13 protein-coding genes and 4 pseudogenes are annotated in these 14320 nt (G+C 44.9%); 15 read left to right on the plus strand and 2 right to left on the minus strand.

The features are described 5' to 3' along the window. Positions 1-192: 192 nt before the first annotated feature. Entirely contained in the window at positions 193-1488 is a 1296-nt protein-coding gene (locus PKHYL_RS09545) for an NCS2 family permease (protein WP_093069039.1), read from the minus strand. A 547-nt stretch (positions 1489-2035) separates the two neighbouring features. On the opposite strand from PKHYL_RS09545, the gene tolQ reads away from it, so the two are divergent. From tolQ to PKHYL_RS17570, 8 genes and pseudogenes are all read left to right on the plus strand, one after another. Further along, positions 2036-2758 carry a protein TolQ gene (tolQ, locus tag PKHYL_RS09550; RefSeq protein WP_058025342.1) on the plus strand — a complete coding sequence of 241 codons (723 nt, stop codon included), beginning with the start codon at positions 2036-2038 and terminating at the stop codon, positions 2756-2758. After that, a pseudogene (tolR, locus tag PKHYL_RS09555) lies at positions 2755-3215 on the plus strand (protein TolR). Before tolQ ends, tolR begins: the two are co-directional and overlap by 4 nt. A gap of 57 nt (positions 3216-3272) precedes the next feature. Further along, the gene (locus PKHYL_RS09560) at positions 3273-4067 is read left to right on the plus strand and encodes a hypothetical protein (protein ID WP_240365020.1); all 795 of its coding nucleotides are present in this window, start codon (positions 3273-3275) and stop codon (positions 4065-4067) included. Further along, positions 4067-4297 (plus strand): cell envelope integrity protein TolA, encoded by a 231-nt coding sequence (locus tag PKHYL_RS09565; RefSeq protein WP_240366521.1) that lies wholly within the window; start codon positions 4067-4069, stop codon positions 4295-4297. The genes PKHYL_RS09560 and PKHYL_RS09565 overlap by 1 nt, the downstream gene beginning before the upstream one ends. A 277-nt stretch (positions 4298-4574) precedes the next feature. Further along, complete coding sequence (locus PKHYL_RS09570; protein ID WP_240365021.1) at positions 4575-5324, plus strand: hypothetical protein; 750 nt, start codon at positions 4575-4577, stop codon at positions 5322-5324. Positions 5325-5656: 332 nt separating this feature from the next. Beyond that, positions 5657-5869: a hypothetical protein gene (locus PKHYL_RS09575; protein ID WP_240365022.1), complete on the plus strand. Its 213-nt coding sequence runs from the start codon at positions 5657-5659 to the stop codon at positions 5867-5869. 479 nt (positions 5870-6348) lie between these two features. Further along, entirely contained in the window at positions 6349-7263 is a 915-nt protein-coding gene (locus PKHYL_RS09580) for a uracil-xanthine permease family protein (protein WP_269778145.1), read from the plus strand. Then, the gene (locus PKHYL_RS17570) at positions 7239-7754 is read left to right on the plus strand and encodes a solute carrier family 23 protein (protein WP_269778146.1); all 516 of its coding nucleotides are present in this window, start codon (positions 7239-7241) and stop codon (positions 7752-7754) included. Before PKHYL_RS09580 ends, PKHYL_RS17570 begins: the two co-directional genes overlap by 25 nt. Positions 7755-7860: 106 nt before the next feature. On the opposite strand, the gene PKHYL_RS09585 is transcribed toward PKHYL_RS17570, so the two are convergent. Further along, positions 7861-8484, minus strand: coding sequence for a TetR/AcrR family transcriptional regulator (locus PKHYL_RS09585; RefSeq protein WP_240365023.1), 624 nt, complete (start codon positions 8482-8484; stop codon positions 7861-7863). 504 nt (positions 8485-8988) lie between these two features. Here PKHYL_RS09585 and uraD point away from each other — a divergent pair. The 7 genes and pseudogenes from uraD to PKHYL_RS09620 all read left to right on the plus strand — a co-directional run bounded on the left by uraD (position 8989) and on the right by PKHYL_RS09620 (position 14219). Continuing rightward, complete coding sequence (gene uraD, locus PKHYL_RS09590; protein ID WP_093069023.1) at positions 8989-9510, plus strand: 2-oxo-4-hydroxy-4-carboxy-5-ureidoimidazoline decarboxylase; 522 nt, start codon at positions 8989-8991, stop codon at positions 9508-9510. Positions 9511-9628: 118 nt separating this feature from the next. Then, positions 9629-9997 (plus strand): hydroxyisourate hydrolase, encoded by a 369-nt coding sequence (gene uraH, locus PKHYL_RS09595; RefSeq protein WP_093069021.1) that lies wholly within the window; start codon positions 9629-9631, stop codon positions 9995-9997. A gap of 93 nt (positions 9998-10090) precedes the next feature. Continuing rightward, positions 10091-10925: pseudogene (locus PKHYL_RS09600) on the plus strand (urate hydroxylase PuuD). After that, on the plus strand, positions 10859-11410 hold the full coding sequence (locus PKHYL_RS09605; RefSeq protein WP_240366569.1) for a hypothetical protein: 552 nt from the start codon (positions 10859-10861) through the stop codon (positions 11408-11410). Before PKHYL_RS09600 ends, PKHYL_RS09605 begins: the two are co-directional and overlap by 67 nt. A gap of 82 nt (positions 11411-11492) precedes the next feature. Next, positions 11493-12472 (plus strand): annotated as a pseudogene (puuE, locus tag PKHYL_RS09610) (allantoinase PuuE). A 146-nt stretch (positions 12473-12618) separates the two neighbouring features. Beyond that, positions 12619-13692: pseudogene (alc, locus tag PKHYL_RS09615) on the plus strand (allantoicase). Then, complete coding sequence (locus tag PKHYL_RS09620; RefSeq protein ID WP_093069012.1) at positions 13692-14219, plus strand: ureidoglycolate lyase; 528 nt, start codon at positions 13692-13694, stop codon at positions 14217-14219. Before alc ends, PKHYL_RS09620 begins: the two are co-directional and overlap by 1 nt. Positions 14220-14320 lie beyond the last annotated feature (101 nt).

Raw genomic sequence — 14320 nt, forward strand, 5'->3', positions numbered from 1 at the left:
AGTCATGACGCTTTGGTTATATTTTTTAGTTTACTATTACTGATTAATTATTACCAAAATTTTGGGTTTTAATCGTAACAATTTTGGGCTCACTAGTAAGCTAAGTACCATCTCCAAATATTAAAAACCCTCTTTACCATCAAGTGATAAAGAGGGTTGTATGGTTAGGTCTCATACCTAGCGCAATACGCCTTATAAGAAGATAATTTTAACCAATAGCACAAGAGTCAAAAGCCATACAGCAATGCTGATATCAGCGAACTTACCAGAGATCGCTTTGACCGCGGTAAAGGTGATAAAACCAAGTGCGATGCCATCAGCGATAGAGTATGTCAGCGGCGTGAACAGCAATACAACTACAACAGGCGCCGCTTCTGTTAAGTCGCTCCAGTCGATGTCTTTTAGGGTGCCCATCATCAGTACGGCAACATAAAATATGGCACCGGCCGTCGCGTAGGCTGGGATCATACCGGCTAATGGAGAAAAGAAAATGCTTAGTAAAAATAACACACCAACAGTGACTGCCATCAATCCTGTACGGCCACCTGAGGCAATACCAGAGATACTTTCGATATAACTGGTTGTCGATGAAGTACCAAGTAAAGAGCCTGCAACTGTCGCTGTTGAGTCTGCTAATAGCGCCTTGCCCATATTAGGAATATTGCCATCTTTGTCAGTCAACTTGGCTTGGCTAGTGGTCGCAATTAGCGTACCTGCAGTATCAAATAAGTCCACAAATAAGAAAGCGAAGATCACACTGATCATACCCACATCAAATGCGCCAGCGATATCGAGCTGCATCAGTGTCGGCGCGATAGAAGGCGGTGCAGATATGATACCGGTAAACTGTGTATAGCCCATTAGCAAACTAATCAGAGCAACCAGCAAAATACCAATGGTTACCGCACCTGGGACTCTTTTATAAGACAGACCAATAATGACGACAAAACCTAGAGATGCCAATACAGGACCAAATGACGTCATATCACCAAGAGCAACCAAGGTCGCATCATGATTGACGATGATACCTGCACTCTGCAAAGCAATAAAAGCCAAGAATGCACCAATACCAGCGACCACGCCGTTTTTGAGAGAGTTTGGAATCGCATTGATGATTGCCTCACGAATCTTAAAGAGGCTTAATAGAACAAAGATACAACCTGACAAAAACACCGCACCCAGCGCGGTTTGCCATGCATACCCCATACCTAAGACCACGCCATAGGTGAAGAAAGCATTAAGTCCCATGCCTGGCGCTAATGCCACTGGTAGTCGGGCATAGATACCCATGATGAAACAACCGACTGCTGCGGCCACACAGGTTGCGACAAATACGGCCCCTTTGTCCATACCTGCATCGGCTAAGACATTAGGGTTAACAAAGATAATATAAGCCATCGTCAAAAACGTGGTTATACCAGCGACGATTTCTGTTTTGATCGTGGTATTGTCACCATTAATCCCAAAATAGCGTTCAATTGCATTCATAAGTGTTCGCCCCAACTGGCTAATAAAAAATCACCACTACCTAAAACTAAACATGACCTCAGCAAAATGGCGATGCCGCAGTAAGAATAATGTAGTAACAAAGCGTAACATATTAGACGAGTTGTCTTACAAACTCAATCGCTGATAATGTCTAACTCGTATAAAAAACAATTAAAAACACCACTTTTATAACGATAAAAAGTCTATACAAATTTGAATTTTCTTATAGTCTCTAGCTCAAATCATTTATGTATACTAGTAGGGCGTGTTGCCACTATATTGTTAAAATATTTGATGTATCGTACTTTTTGTCTGGTTAACACATTAATAATGACGTTTCTTTTATTTAGAAGTAAACTAACAGGTTATTATGTTGATGTCTCAGTGGTTGAGCGTGGTCTCAAATAGTCTCTTACTAAACCCGATTGCCGAGATCTTTACTGCGCTTAAGATTCAACGATAAAGTATGCTTATTATTTTTAGGGTTCGTTTGGTTTGGATGTCTTTATTTAAACCAGCTGTTGTCAATTATCCGTGAGTCCATTACATGCCTGAATCATTAAATATTATTGATCTTATTACCCAAGCCAGTCTATTGGTACAGATTGTGATGGCGTTATTGCTATTAGCCTCTTTGTTCAGTTGGGTCATTATTTTCCGTATGAGTGCGCGGCTCGGTACAGCCAAAAACTTTGATCAACAATTTGAGACTTGGTTTTGGTCAGGCGAAGATTTAGCAAAGCTGTATCAAGGCGTACAAGGCTCACCTGATCGCCAAGGACTTGAGCAGATTTTTTATGTGGGATTTTCAGAGTACCTGAGAATGCATAAAAAGCGTCAACCTAAAGATGACATCATCGACGGTGTTGAACGTAAACTGCGTGTCGGCTTGGGCCGTCAGCAGCAATTACTCGAGTCAGGACTGACGACGCTAGCGAGTATCGGCTCGGTGGCTCCTTACATTGGACTGTTTGGAACCGTTTGGGGCATCATGAACGCGTTTTTGGGACTGTCGCAAACCGAGCAAGCCACCCTAGCCTCTGTCGCGCCTGGTATTGCTGAGGCGCTGATTGCGACAGCCATGGGCTTGTTTGCCGCTATTCCTGCTGTATTGGCATACAATCATTTTACGGCAAAATCTAGCCGTCTTTATGATTCACGAGCACTGTTCTGTGACGAGATGACAGGCATGCTACAGCGCGAGACCAGTGTGCAAATCCCCGTTGCTAGAGAGACGCAAGTGAGTGCCACTCAGGTGAATGGGCTATGAAACCAAATCCCTATCGCCGTGAGAAAAAAGCGCTGAATGCAGAGATGAATGTCGTTCCCTACATCGACGTTATGCTGGTGCTATTGGTGATATTTATGGTGACCGCACCCATGCTCATTACGGGTGTCGATGTTGATTTGCCAAAGAGCAAACCAATACCATGAGTCAGAGCCAGTTGCCCGTCATTGTCTCATTGACTGACAAGGGTGAGATTTTTATCAGTTATGAAAATAATATCGACTTGCCTATTAGTGAGCCTGAGCTAATTAACACTTTATCCAACTTACAGTCTCAGAGCGGTAATACCAACACTGAGCCATTGCAAGTGATGATTAATGCTGATCAAAATAACCAATATGGCGCTATCATGACGCTCATGGCAACTTTGCAGCAGGCAGGTATTGAAAAAGTAGGGTTATTGACTGGTGCGCCTTTACCGACGCCATCACTCCAATAGCTATACCTTCTATATAGGTATGTCACATCATAGCAGCCAATCCGATAAACCACGTTCATGAGTATCCATATCATGCATAATGCGCCTGCCGTCTATGTCCCCACCGAACCTGAAGGCAACGGGCTAACACTGCCTACATTACTCAGTTTGCTAGCACATGGTCTTATAATCGGCATACTGATTTATAACTATCAGACCACTGAGGTTGAGACTGCTGGTAGCATCGAGACGGTCATGGTAACTCCTGAGCAGCTCGCTGAAATGCAAGGACAGATATTGGCCAATCGTGCAGCAGCCAGCGCCATGCAAATGGACAGCAGCACCAGCGACTCAGCCAGTAGCGCTCAACAAGAAACCTCAAGTAGTAGTAGCTCAAGCGCTCAAAATCCAAGCCAGCCTAACTCCCAGCGTGTCCCTGTGTTTACGCGATCTGACGAGCCTGCCAGTCAGCCTATGCTTATGAGTGAAGAGCAACATCAACGCCTGCGCGAGCAAAACCAAGAATATGAGCGCAGAATGGCTGAGTGGGCAGCGCAGCTAGACGAATCCGCGATAGAGGAGCTTGATCAAGTAGAGCAAGACAAAAGAGAGCAGATGATCGAAGAGCAAAAAGGCTTGGAGATTTTCGCCAAAAGCAAAACAATCCACCCAAGATCAGACGCCCCACGGCTAACGATCGTAATATACAGATTGATACCGATGGCTCTGGCAATGCAGGCCGAACCTTTAGTCTCTCAGATGGTCAATCAACCATCTCCGGCGAGACCTCAACCTCTAGTACTTCTAAAGGTAGTAGTCGCTCTGCCTCAAGTGGTAGTCGCGGTGCCAGCAATAGTGAAATCATCAATCTAATCAAGCGCAACTATACGCCGCCTACCGCAGCGAAAGGCTCTACCCAGCGTGCCACCTTAAACATCACCGTTAATGCCAATGGTGACGTGGTCAATGTCACCGCATCTGGTCCTGATAGCGTCGTCAATGAAGCTGCCAGACAAGCAGTGCTCAACACAGGTAGCCTACCAATCGATGCTGATGACCCAAAATATCCTACCTTTACTATACAGTTTAAAGGTAGCAATTAATCAGTTGCTAGCGTCTTGTATTATTGATAACGTGATGTTAAGCGGCTTTTATCGCATCGTTTTTCATCTAAATATAGTAAAGCCCAAATAAAACTGATATAGCATCACAAACACACTCGATTAAATACTATTTTCCTTGCTTGCTGTGACTTCGTCTCCAGAGGCTACGAAAAATAGCCTTTAATCTCGTTGTGTCATTTTTAAATTGACTTATCTATACTTGCCTCATCGACTATAAAAATGACTATCATATTAATTTTAGGAGCGCCATTGACCCATGTATACTCATAAAAAACTACTAGCCTCTTTACTTGCGGGTAGTTCAGCATTACTTATCTCGCAAAACGTGCTCGCAGCCCCTGTCGTATTAGAATTGGACTATGAGATTCCTGTCCAACAAAACCAAGTCGCGTTTGTACCATTCGCAGGCGATTCTGTTTTGTCCCCTATTATTTTAAATGATTTGAATAATACAGAACTAAAAGTCACCAGCCAAAACCTACCGCAGCAGCCACGCAGCAGTAGCGAACTGGCAGGCACACTGCCAGTATGGCAAAGTATGGGCATACCCTATCTAGTCGTCGGCAGCACTCGTACCAATCGCGGCAAAATCGTCACCGATTACGAGGTCATCGATGTCAAATCTGGTCGCGTGATAGAAGGCAAGCAAAGCCTAACCGCTGACAATAACAGAGAAAGCATGCGCTACGCCGGTCACGTCATCGCAGATAAAGTCTATGAGCTGATTACGGGCATTCCAGGGGGATTTCTCAGGGCGTATTGCTTATATAGAAGAAACAGGCACTGGCAAACAAAAGTCTCTCGTCTAAAAGTGATGGATGCTGATGGTGAAAACGCCAAAACCATCACTGAGGTAGCTGGGTCTATCTTCTCACCAGCATGGTCACCTGACGGCAATCGCATTGCCTACTCGGTACAACGTGAAAAATCATATCCTGTCATCTACATTCAAAACGTCAGCGGCGGCGGCGCCAGTGTGCTAACGCCTTTTCTGGTAGTAACTTGAGTCCGTCATTCTCCCCCTGATGGCAGCAAAATCCTATTTTCTAGTAGTTTTGAGGGTAGCGCCGATATCTATGAGATAAGCGCAAGCGGCGGTACGCCTAGACGCCTCACTAATTTGCCAAGCAGTGAGGGTGCAGCCAAGCTACGCTCCCTGATGGCAAGTCATTTGTATTTGTCAGTGACAAAGCTGGATTCAATAAACCACAAGTCTATCGTTATGAGTTTGGCTCGGGACGCACCACCAAAGTATCTAATGGTGGCTATGCAACCAGTCCGCAGTTTAGCAGCGACGGAACACAAATCGCCTTTTTAAGTGGACGCTCAGCCGCGATTATGAATAGCAATGGTTCGGTGACGACCAACCTTGGTAATACGGGTATCGATGAAGCCCCAAGCTTCTCACCCAATGGCAAGCGCGTGGTCTATGCGTCAACCCAAGGCGGCAAAGGTGTACTAACGATTAAATCATTGAATGGTGGCGAAGCGTTCGGCAAATCAGGACAAGGCATCATCCGCTCACCCGTATGGTCATCAAGTCCAAAGTAATTTAGGCAACTGAATCACAACGTTAGAATTTACTCATACAAAAGCCTTAATCATAATGAATATGATTAAGGCTTTTTTGTGTCATAAGCTGCTAGAAGAAAAGTGATAAAACCTACTTAGTAAAACCTGCCCGCCGTCTTATGCACTCTTCTTAGGTACCCTTCATTCGAACTCATTTTTCTTCCTTATTGTTAGTAATAAACCCGTAAACCGGTTAGTACCAAAAAAAACATTGCATTAACTTTCATTTTACCTATATCCTAAATAGGTCTGACTAATTGGTCAGGTTATTTAGATATTGGCCAACAAATATAAACTATTACTGTTGTCTATTTTAAGGTCGGGAACTTACCCCTATTATTTGAATCGATAAAAAACAGGTCAAGGATTGGGTTTTAATTTTTATCTAATGATTTGTTACGTTGTCTGATATATACAGCTAATTGGGTGCTAAGCAGTTATTCTAGGAGGAAACCACCATGAGTGAAAACGTTCCAGCAAATACTGATTTATTATATAGACTGCACGACCGCCCCAACCCTATCAAAGCATTCTTAGGTGCCATACAGCACGTACTTGCTGCTTTCGTTGGTATTATTACCCCTTCACTAATCATCGGTGGCACTTTAGGTTTAGGGGAACATATCCCCTATCTGCTAAGCATGTCCTTAATCGTATCTGGAGTCGCGACTTTTATTCAAACGCGAAAAGTAGGGCCCATCGGCTCTGGCCTTATGGCATTACAAGGCACCAGTTTTGGTTTTTTGGCGGCGGTATTGACCGCAGGATTTGTAGTAAAAAACCGCGGTGGTAGTCCTGAAGAGATTTTATCCGTTATCTTTGGTGTGTCGTTTCTCGGTGCATTTGTTGAGATATTTTTGAGTCAATTTATCACCAAACTCAAATCATTTATGAGCCCTATTGTTACTGGCTGTGTGATTGTCACGATTGGTTTGTCCCTAACAAAGGTAGGTCTCACTGATTTGGCAGGTGGGTTTGGTGCTGAGGATTTCGGTAGTATTCCAAACCTACTCTTAGGTGGTGGCGTACTCGTCAGTGTGGTGCTCATTAGCATTATTAACAATAAGGTTATTCGCTCAAGTGCTATCTTTATCGGTCTGATGTTAGGCTTGCTCGCTGCCGTATTTATGGGGCGCATTGATTTTTCATTGGTGTCTAAAGCGGATTTTTTCACCGTTCCCATTCCCTTCAAATATGGTTTTGGTTTTGATTGGCAGGCATTTATTCCCATTGCCTTTATGTACATCATTACCAGTATTGAGACCTCAGGCGACTTGACCGCTACCTCGATGATTTCAGGCGAACCGATCAAAGGCCTCTCTATGAGAAGCGCATTAAAGGTGGTGTGTTGGGTGATGGTGTCAACTCGCTGATTGCGGCTGTATTCAACACTTTTCCTGTGACAACCTTTAGCCAAAATAACGGCGTGATTCAGATGACGGGGATTGCCAGTCGCTATGTTGGTTTTTATGTTGGCGGTATCTTGTGCCTGATGGGTCTATTTCCTATCCTTGGTGCGATTTTCACGCAGCTGCCCAAGCCTGTCGTAGGCGGGGTCACGCTACTGATGTTTGCCACTGTCGCAACTGCGGGTATTCGTATACTATCCACCGTGGATTTTACCCATCGTAATGTCTTGATTATCGCCACGTCACTAGGATTAGCAACGGGTATTGCATTCGTTCCTGACGTACTCTCACAGACGCCGCAATTTTTCCAAAACATCTTTGGCTCAGCGGTGACGATGTCCGGTATTGTGGCAATCACGCTTGATATAATCCTACCAAAAAACTACGGTGTAGAATTTGATACGGCTGAACAACATGCCGAAGATGGCTTAAAAACAGCGCAAAAAGTGGCATAAATTTGAATGTTTAGCCCTGTCTGAAAGTAAAACGAGGTGCCATAAAATTTGTTTATGCACCTCGTCCACTGTGATCGCTTAATCACAATGACTTAACTGTATATAATCATTCAAGTCCACAGCCTCGTAAAATAAAAGGCACTAGAAAATCTGCTGCGCGCGCTTCATCTTCTGCGTCATAAGCTGTTTTGTCCATCAGGCCGACAATTTCAATCTCAAATTCAGCGTAACGCTGGGTCGTCGCCCATATCAAAATTAGTAGTTGCAAGGGATCTGTAATCCCAATCTTGCCTTGCTTATGCCACTCTTTCATGACTTGCGCTTTATCATTTACCCAATCTTTCATCGTTGTTGACATAAATTCGTGCAAGTGAGGCGCACCGCCGATGACCTCAATGGCAAACAACTTATGACGACTAGGATTGACAAAAGCTTGATGCAGCTTGGTACGGACAAACTTTTCAATGACAGTTTTTGGATCGCTGTCCACTGTCATGGTCACCAAGCCGTCATTCCATTCTTCAATAATCGAGCGTAGCACCGCCATATATAGGTTTTTTTTGTTTTTAAAATAATAGTGAACGTTGGCTTTAGGCAGTCCTGCTCGATCAGCGATGCCTTGCATCGTAGCGCCGCGATAGCTTTGGAGCACGAACTCCTCTTCAGCTGCTGCCAGTATCAACGCTTGATTGTGCGCGCGTAACTTGTTGACTACGATGCGATGGCGCATCAGTAGTCAGGATATCCTCTTCTGATTATTTTGAGTCATAACAATGGTATCTCACTCCAAGTGGCTGGTTCGACAAAATAGTCGCTATATTTTTGAATGTTTTTATATATCAATGCACAGATTTTCGCAGCATGAGCCACCAAATAAAAAAATTCTCATAAAACAGTTGACCAATTAGTCAGGTTTTAGCAGAATGGTAATTATAAATCACACGTATTACGACCAAAACTATACTGCCATGTCATTTTGCGGCTCAACTATTAGTATTTCCTCAAAAATACGTTCTGTATCGTCAATTTATCATGATTAGAAAGCTAGCAACTTAAATACGCACTGTGGGTTTGCTTAAATAACAATGCAAACGTCGAAAAACTAAAAATGAACCATAAAAACATCGATTGCTATCGCTAAGTCTAAGCAAAAAACCACCATGTATAAACCTTTATTAAACAATAGTTATCCAGTCCACATAATGGGCTGTCATATCAACAAAAGGATATCACCATGAGCTTAACCTTAGCGCAATTTAATAATTTGTCTCAGGAAGTAGCTATTGCTCAGCTTTTAATCTGCTGTACCAGTAGCGTTTGGGCAAATAAAATTGCCAATGCGCGTCCTTTTGCAGATTTCGATGCGCTCTTAGCGAATAGCGACGCTATCTGGGATGAGGTACAAACCAATGAGGCCAACTTGCTAGAAGCATTTGATGGACATCCACAAATCGGTAATGTGGCTTCTTTAAAAGAGAAATATCGCAATACACAAGATAGCGCCGCACATGAGCAGTCTGGCGCTAACGATGCGGCAGACGATGTACTCGAAGCGCTCGCTAAAGGCAATCAAGATTATCTTGATAAATTTGGTTTCATTTTTATTGTCTTTGCAACCGGCAAAAGCGCACAGCAAATGCTCGATTTGCTCTTGGCGCGCCTGCCAAACGACCGTGCCACAGAGCTGGCCAATGCCGCCGCAGAGCAAAATAAAATCACACGTTTACGTCTAAGCAAACTATTAGGTAATGCTTAGATGATCAACAGCTATCAAACCACATTATTACTATCGATGTTTGTCCGACGTTCTACTTATCAAATACGCTAGCATCATTACTCTATTTACGTCTTTACTAAATACAAAGGGAAGCCTTATGTCTGCCACCTTATCGTCACATATCTTAGACACTCATTTGGGCACGCCTGCTGCTGATATCGCCGTCCGCCTACACCGCGTACCAGACAGCGGAGACACGATACTGCTTGCGCATGGGACGACCAATCACGATGGCCGCGTGACACCAGATGCTTGGCAGTTTGAGTCAAGCATTGATGACACTGAGCGTCAGCTAGATACGGGGCGCTATACCGTGACGTTTGATACTCAGGCATATTTTGATGCCCAGCAGCTGACGGCATTCTATCCGCAGGTAGTCATCGACTTTGTGATAAAAGACGCAAGCCACTATCACGTGCCATTACTTCTGAGTGCGCATGGTTATAGTACCTACCGCGGATCATAACTGACCCTTATTATCAAAAAACTGTGAGCGAAAATCGTTATCCGCTCATAGCCATTTTATTTAGACATTGTCATATTAAAGGACACTTACCGCATGGGCGCCTATCTTCTCGAATGGTTGAGTTTATTTTTTCGCTGGTTTCATGTTATCGCAGGGGTGGCATGGATTGGTGCATCGTTTTATTTTGTGTGGCTGGATCTGAGCCTACGCAAGCCGCCACAGTGGAAAGCAGACAAAGGCATCTCAGGTGATCTGTGGGCCGTCCATGGCGGAGGGTTTTATGAGATTGCCAAATACAAGCTCGAACCAGAGGAAATGCCAAAAACGCTACATTGGTTTAAGTGGGAAGCTTACACGACTTGGCTGACGGGTGCGGCGATGATGTCGATCGTCTATTATGCCAATGCAACTGCCTATCTGATCGATCCAAGCAAAGTGCCTTTTACCAGTATCGGTGCCATTGCGACAAGCTTGCTGTTTTTATTTGGTAGTTACTTTATTTACGAAGTCATTGTGCGCAGTCATTTGGGCAAAAACGCCTTTATCTTTAGTACCCTGATTTTTATCTTGTTGGTTATCGCGAGTTGGGGTTCTTATCAGCTGTTTAGTGATCGCGCCTCGTTCATCCATATCGGGGCGATTTTGGGCACGGTGATGGTCGGTAACGTATTCTTCGGTATTATGCCAGCGCAGCGCACTCGTTGATTGTGTACGCCGCGGCGAAAAACCGGGCAAAGAAGTCGCTGAATTGGCACTGCAAGCCAAAAACCGCTCACTGATGAATAACTACTTTACTCTGCCACTCATCTTTACCATGATTAGCAACCACTATCCGATGATGTATGCTCATGAAAAGGTTGGTTGGTATTGGTCTTCGTTGGCGTTATCACTGCAACGGCACGTCATTATTTTAACCAAAAACATTTAGGGCATAAAAAACCACGCTACTTGGTTATCCCAGCCATACTGACCGTATTATTAATTATTTGGATGCGACCTGAACCAATTGATCCAGCGCCTGCAATGCCCGCTACTGCCGCAGTAACACCTACGACAACTAATAGCACCCCAACAGCTACAAGCGCGACTACTAATACTGATAACGTTAATAATAGCAGTGTTAGCAATAATGCCGCCACTGCTGCTGAAGCCGTACCAGTGAGCGCATCAGTAGATGACGCTATGATGGATGTTGTACATACACGCTGTAGCACTTGTCATGCAGTGCAGCCCACACAGCAAGGCTTTGCCGCACCGCCAGCAGGTATCATTTTGCAAACACCAGAAGATCTAAAAACACACAAAGCAAAAATCGTCACTGCGGTACAAACTGGCTATATGCCACTTGGTAATATCACTCAGTTAACAGATATAGAACGTCAGCAGCTTGTAGCGTACGCATCATCCCTGTAGTTTGTTATCAATAGAAAACTTTCCTTGGCGAGCAATATTCAATTAAATATTTAAGGCTCTACGAGATATAGGAACATAAACAATGAGCAAAAAAATCATCAGTGATTTTAATCAAAATACATACCCACGCGACCTAAAGGCTACGGTGGCAAGCCACCAAAAGCCAATTGGCCAGGCGGTGCAAAAATCGCCGTACAGTTTGTCTTGAATATCGAAGAAGGGGCAGAAAATAGCGTCATCCATGGCGATGGACAGTCCGAGCGCTTTTTGTCGGATATCTTGGGTACGCCCGAGTTTAACAACCGTCACCAGTCTATTGAGTCTGCATTTGAATACGGCAGCCGTGTTGGTGTGTGGCGGGTGTTGGATGTGTTTAAAGAGTACGGCGCTCCTATCACCACTTTTACTTGTGCTGCCGCTGCCGAAAAAACCCCGCATATTATCGAGCGCGTATTAGAAGACGGTCATGAGATTGCCAGTCACGGCCTGCGCTGGATTACTTATCAATATATGTACCGCGAGACGGAACGTGAGCACATCCGCCGTGCAACCAACATATTTGAGCGCATGCTCGGCAAGCAGCCACTCGGCTGGTATACGGGACGCGATAGCCCAAACACGCGCGAGCTGGTCGTCGAACAAGGTGGCTATCACTATGACTCTGACTCCTATGGCGATGAGCTGCCGTACTGGCTCAATGTCAAAGCCCAAGAAGGCGATCTAATCACACGCAAGCCGCATTTGGTCATCCCTTATAGCCTAGAGACCAATGACATGCGCTTTTCTTCGAGTCCAGGGTTTACCCATGCCGAGCCGTTTTATCAGTACCTCAAAGACAGCTTTGACACCCTTTATGAAGAAGGCGCAGAAACCCCCAAAATGCTGACCATCGGTTTGCATTGCCGCATTATTGGACGGGCAGGACGTATCAAAGCGTTAAAGCAGTTTTTGCAATACATCACCAATAAGCCTGACGTGTGGATATGCCGCCGTGATGAGATCGCCAAACACTGGTACGACAACCATCCTGCAACACCAGACAACACAGCCAACTGGATGTAGCTTTTGCCATTGCCTCGCTCATTGAATACATCGCAGTGTGTCGAATAAATAAAACAAGTGGCACACGATCAATTAAATCTACTATCAAATAAAAGGAATCATGATGAGTCAAAACACTTCAGAAGTGGGACAAATCATCTCAGCAAATAATCTACCTGAGAGCCTGCCAGCCTTTACTAAAAAAACCCAACGTAGCCGACAGTCGCTTGGGTGCCAAAGCGCTATTTGCGACCGATGACTTTTGCGGATAAAAGCCGCATCCTAAATCCTGATGCGCCTATTTTTGTGGTCGGCAAATTTGACGATAACGGTAAATGGATGGACGGCTGGGAGACGCGCCGTAAGCGTCATTTGGGCTATGATTATTTAGTCATTCAGCTGGCGCGTCCGACCAAAATCGCGGGCCTTGACATTGATACCAGTCACTTTACGGGTAACTTCCCCTCTTCTGCCAGTGTCGATAGCTTATACGCGCCAGAGCTACTACAGCAAGATGAAACTGAGCTTACTAGCCTCAGTAAAAAGACTGGGACAGTAAAAACTGGCAGGCGCTAGTGGATATGACGCCGCTACAAGGACACAATCATGAGTTTATCGAAACTGATAACGAGCAAACGGTCACCCATATCCGTTTGAATATTTACCCAGATGGCGGCGTGGCTCGACTGCGTGTCTATGGTGATATCCAACTTGATGCCAGCCTAAACAATCAAGGTGAAATGCTCGACTTGGCAGGCGCGTTAAATGGCGGTCGTGCAATCGCCAGTAACGACGCACATTTTGGTGCTGCCAGCAACTTACTGTTACCGACCAAAGCGCCCAATATGGGTGATGGCTGGGAGACGCGTCGCCGCCGTGAGCCAGGCAATGACTGGTGCATTATTGCCTTAGGTCAAGCAGGTATCGTGGATTCTATCGAGATAGATACCGCTCATTTTAAAGGCAACTATCCTGATAAAGTATCCATTCAAGCCGTCTACTCGCCAAATACGCCAGAGCAAACCTTGGTCACTCAAAGTATGTTTTGGGATACGTTGCTTGAGCCGCAAAAAACCAATGCGGATGACATCCATACCTTCGGTAACGACAAGCTCTTAATAGACCAGCCTATCACCCATATCCGAGTCAATATCTTCCCTGATGGTGGTATCAGCCGCGTGCGCGTGTTTGGCAAAGTAGCAGATCATGTTGGTACTACTGATAATACAGAGGTCAAATAATGAGTGTTATCTTAACGGCTCAGCCTTTGACCAAAGGCGACTTTGCCCCTTACGGCTCGGTTATCGAGCGCTATAGTGAGGAGGAGCAAACCGCTGACAACACTTATGAGATCAATAATGGCTATGCGGTTCGCCATCATGCGCTTGCTGCGAGTCAGATTGAGGGTGGCACTGTCGGTATGAGTATCTTTCGAGCCAAAAAACGTGAGAATCCGATTGCCCTCTCCGTCATGGAGTATCATCCGTTTTGCACGCAAGCATTTGTGTCGATGGAAGGTCAGGACTATGTCGTCGTCGTTGCCAAAGCAGGTACGCCGCCACAATCGCCTGATGATCTGGCCGTGTTTTATGCCAAGTCGCATCAAGGCGTACAGTATGCTGCCAACGTCTGGCATCATCCCTTATTGGCGCTTGGACGCGACAGTGACTTTTTAGTGATTGATCGTATCAATGGCGAAGGTAACAACTGCCATGAGATAGACATTACGGACTGGGGTGTGCTTATTGAGTTAGAAGACGTCAGTTAGAAAATGTCAGTTAGAAAAAAAGTCGCCAAGCTATCTCATAAGCACAGACAAAAAGCACAGAACAAAAGATACAGACCAATCAAAGCCCCGTTTATGATATA

This window comes from Psychrobacter sp. KH172YL61, from assembly GCF_007182895.1.
Classification (GTDB): domain Bacteria; phylum Pseudomonadota; class Gammaproteobacteria; order Pseudomonadales; family Moraxellaceae; genus Psychrobacter; species Psychrobacter pacificensis.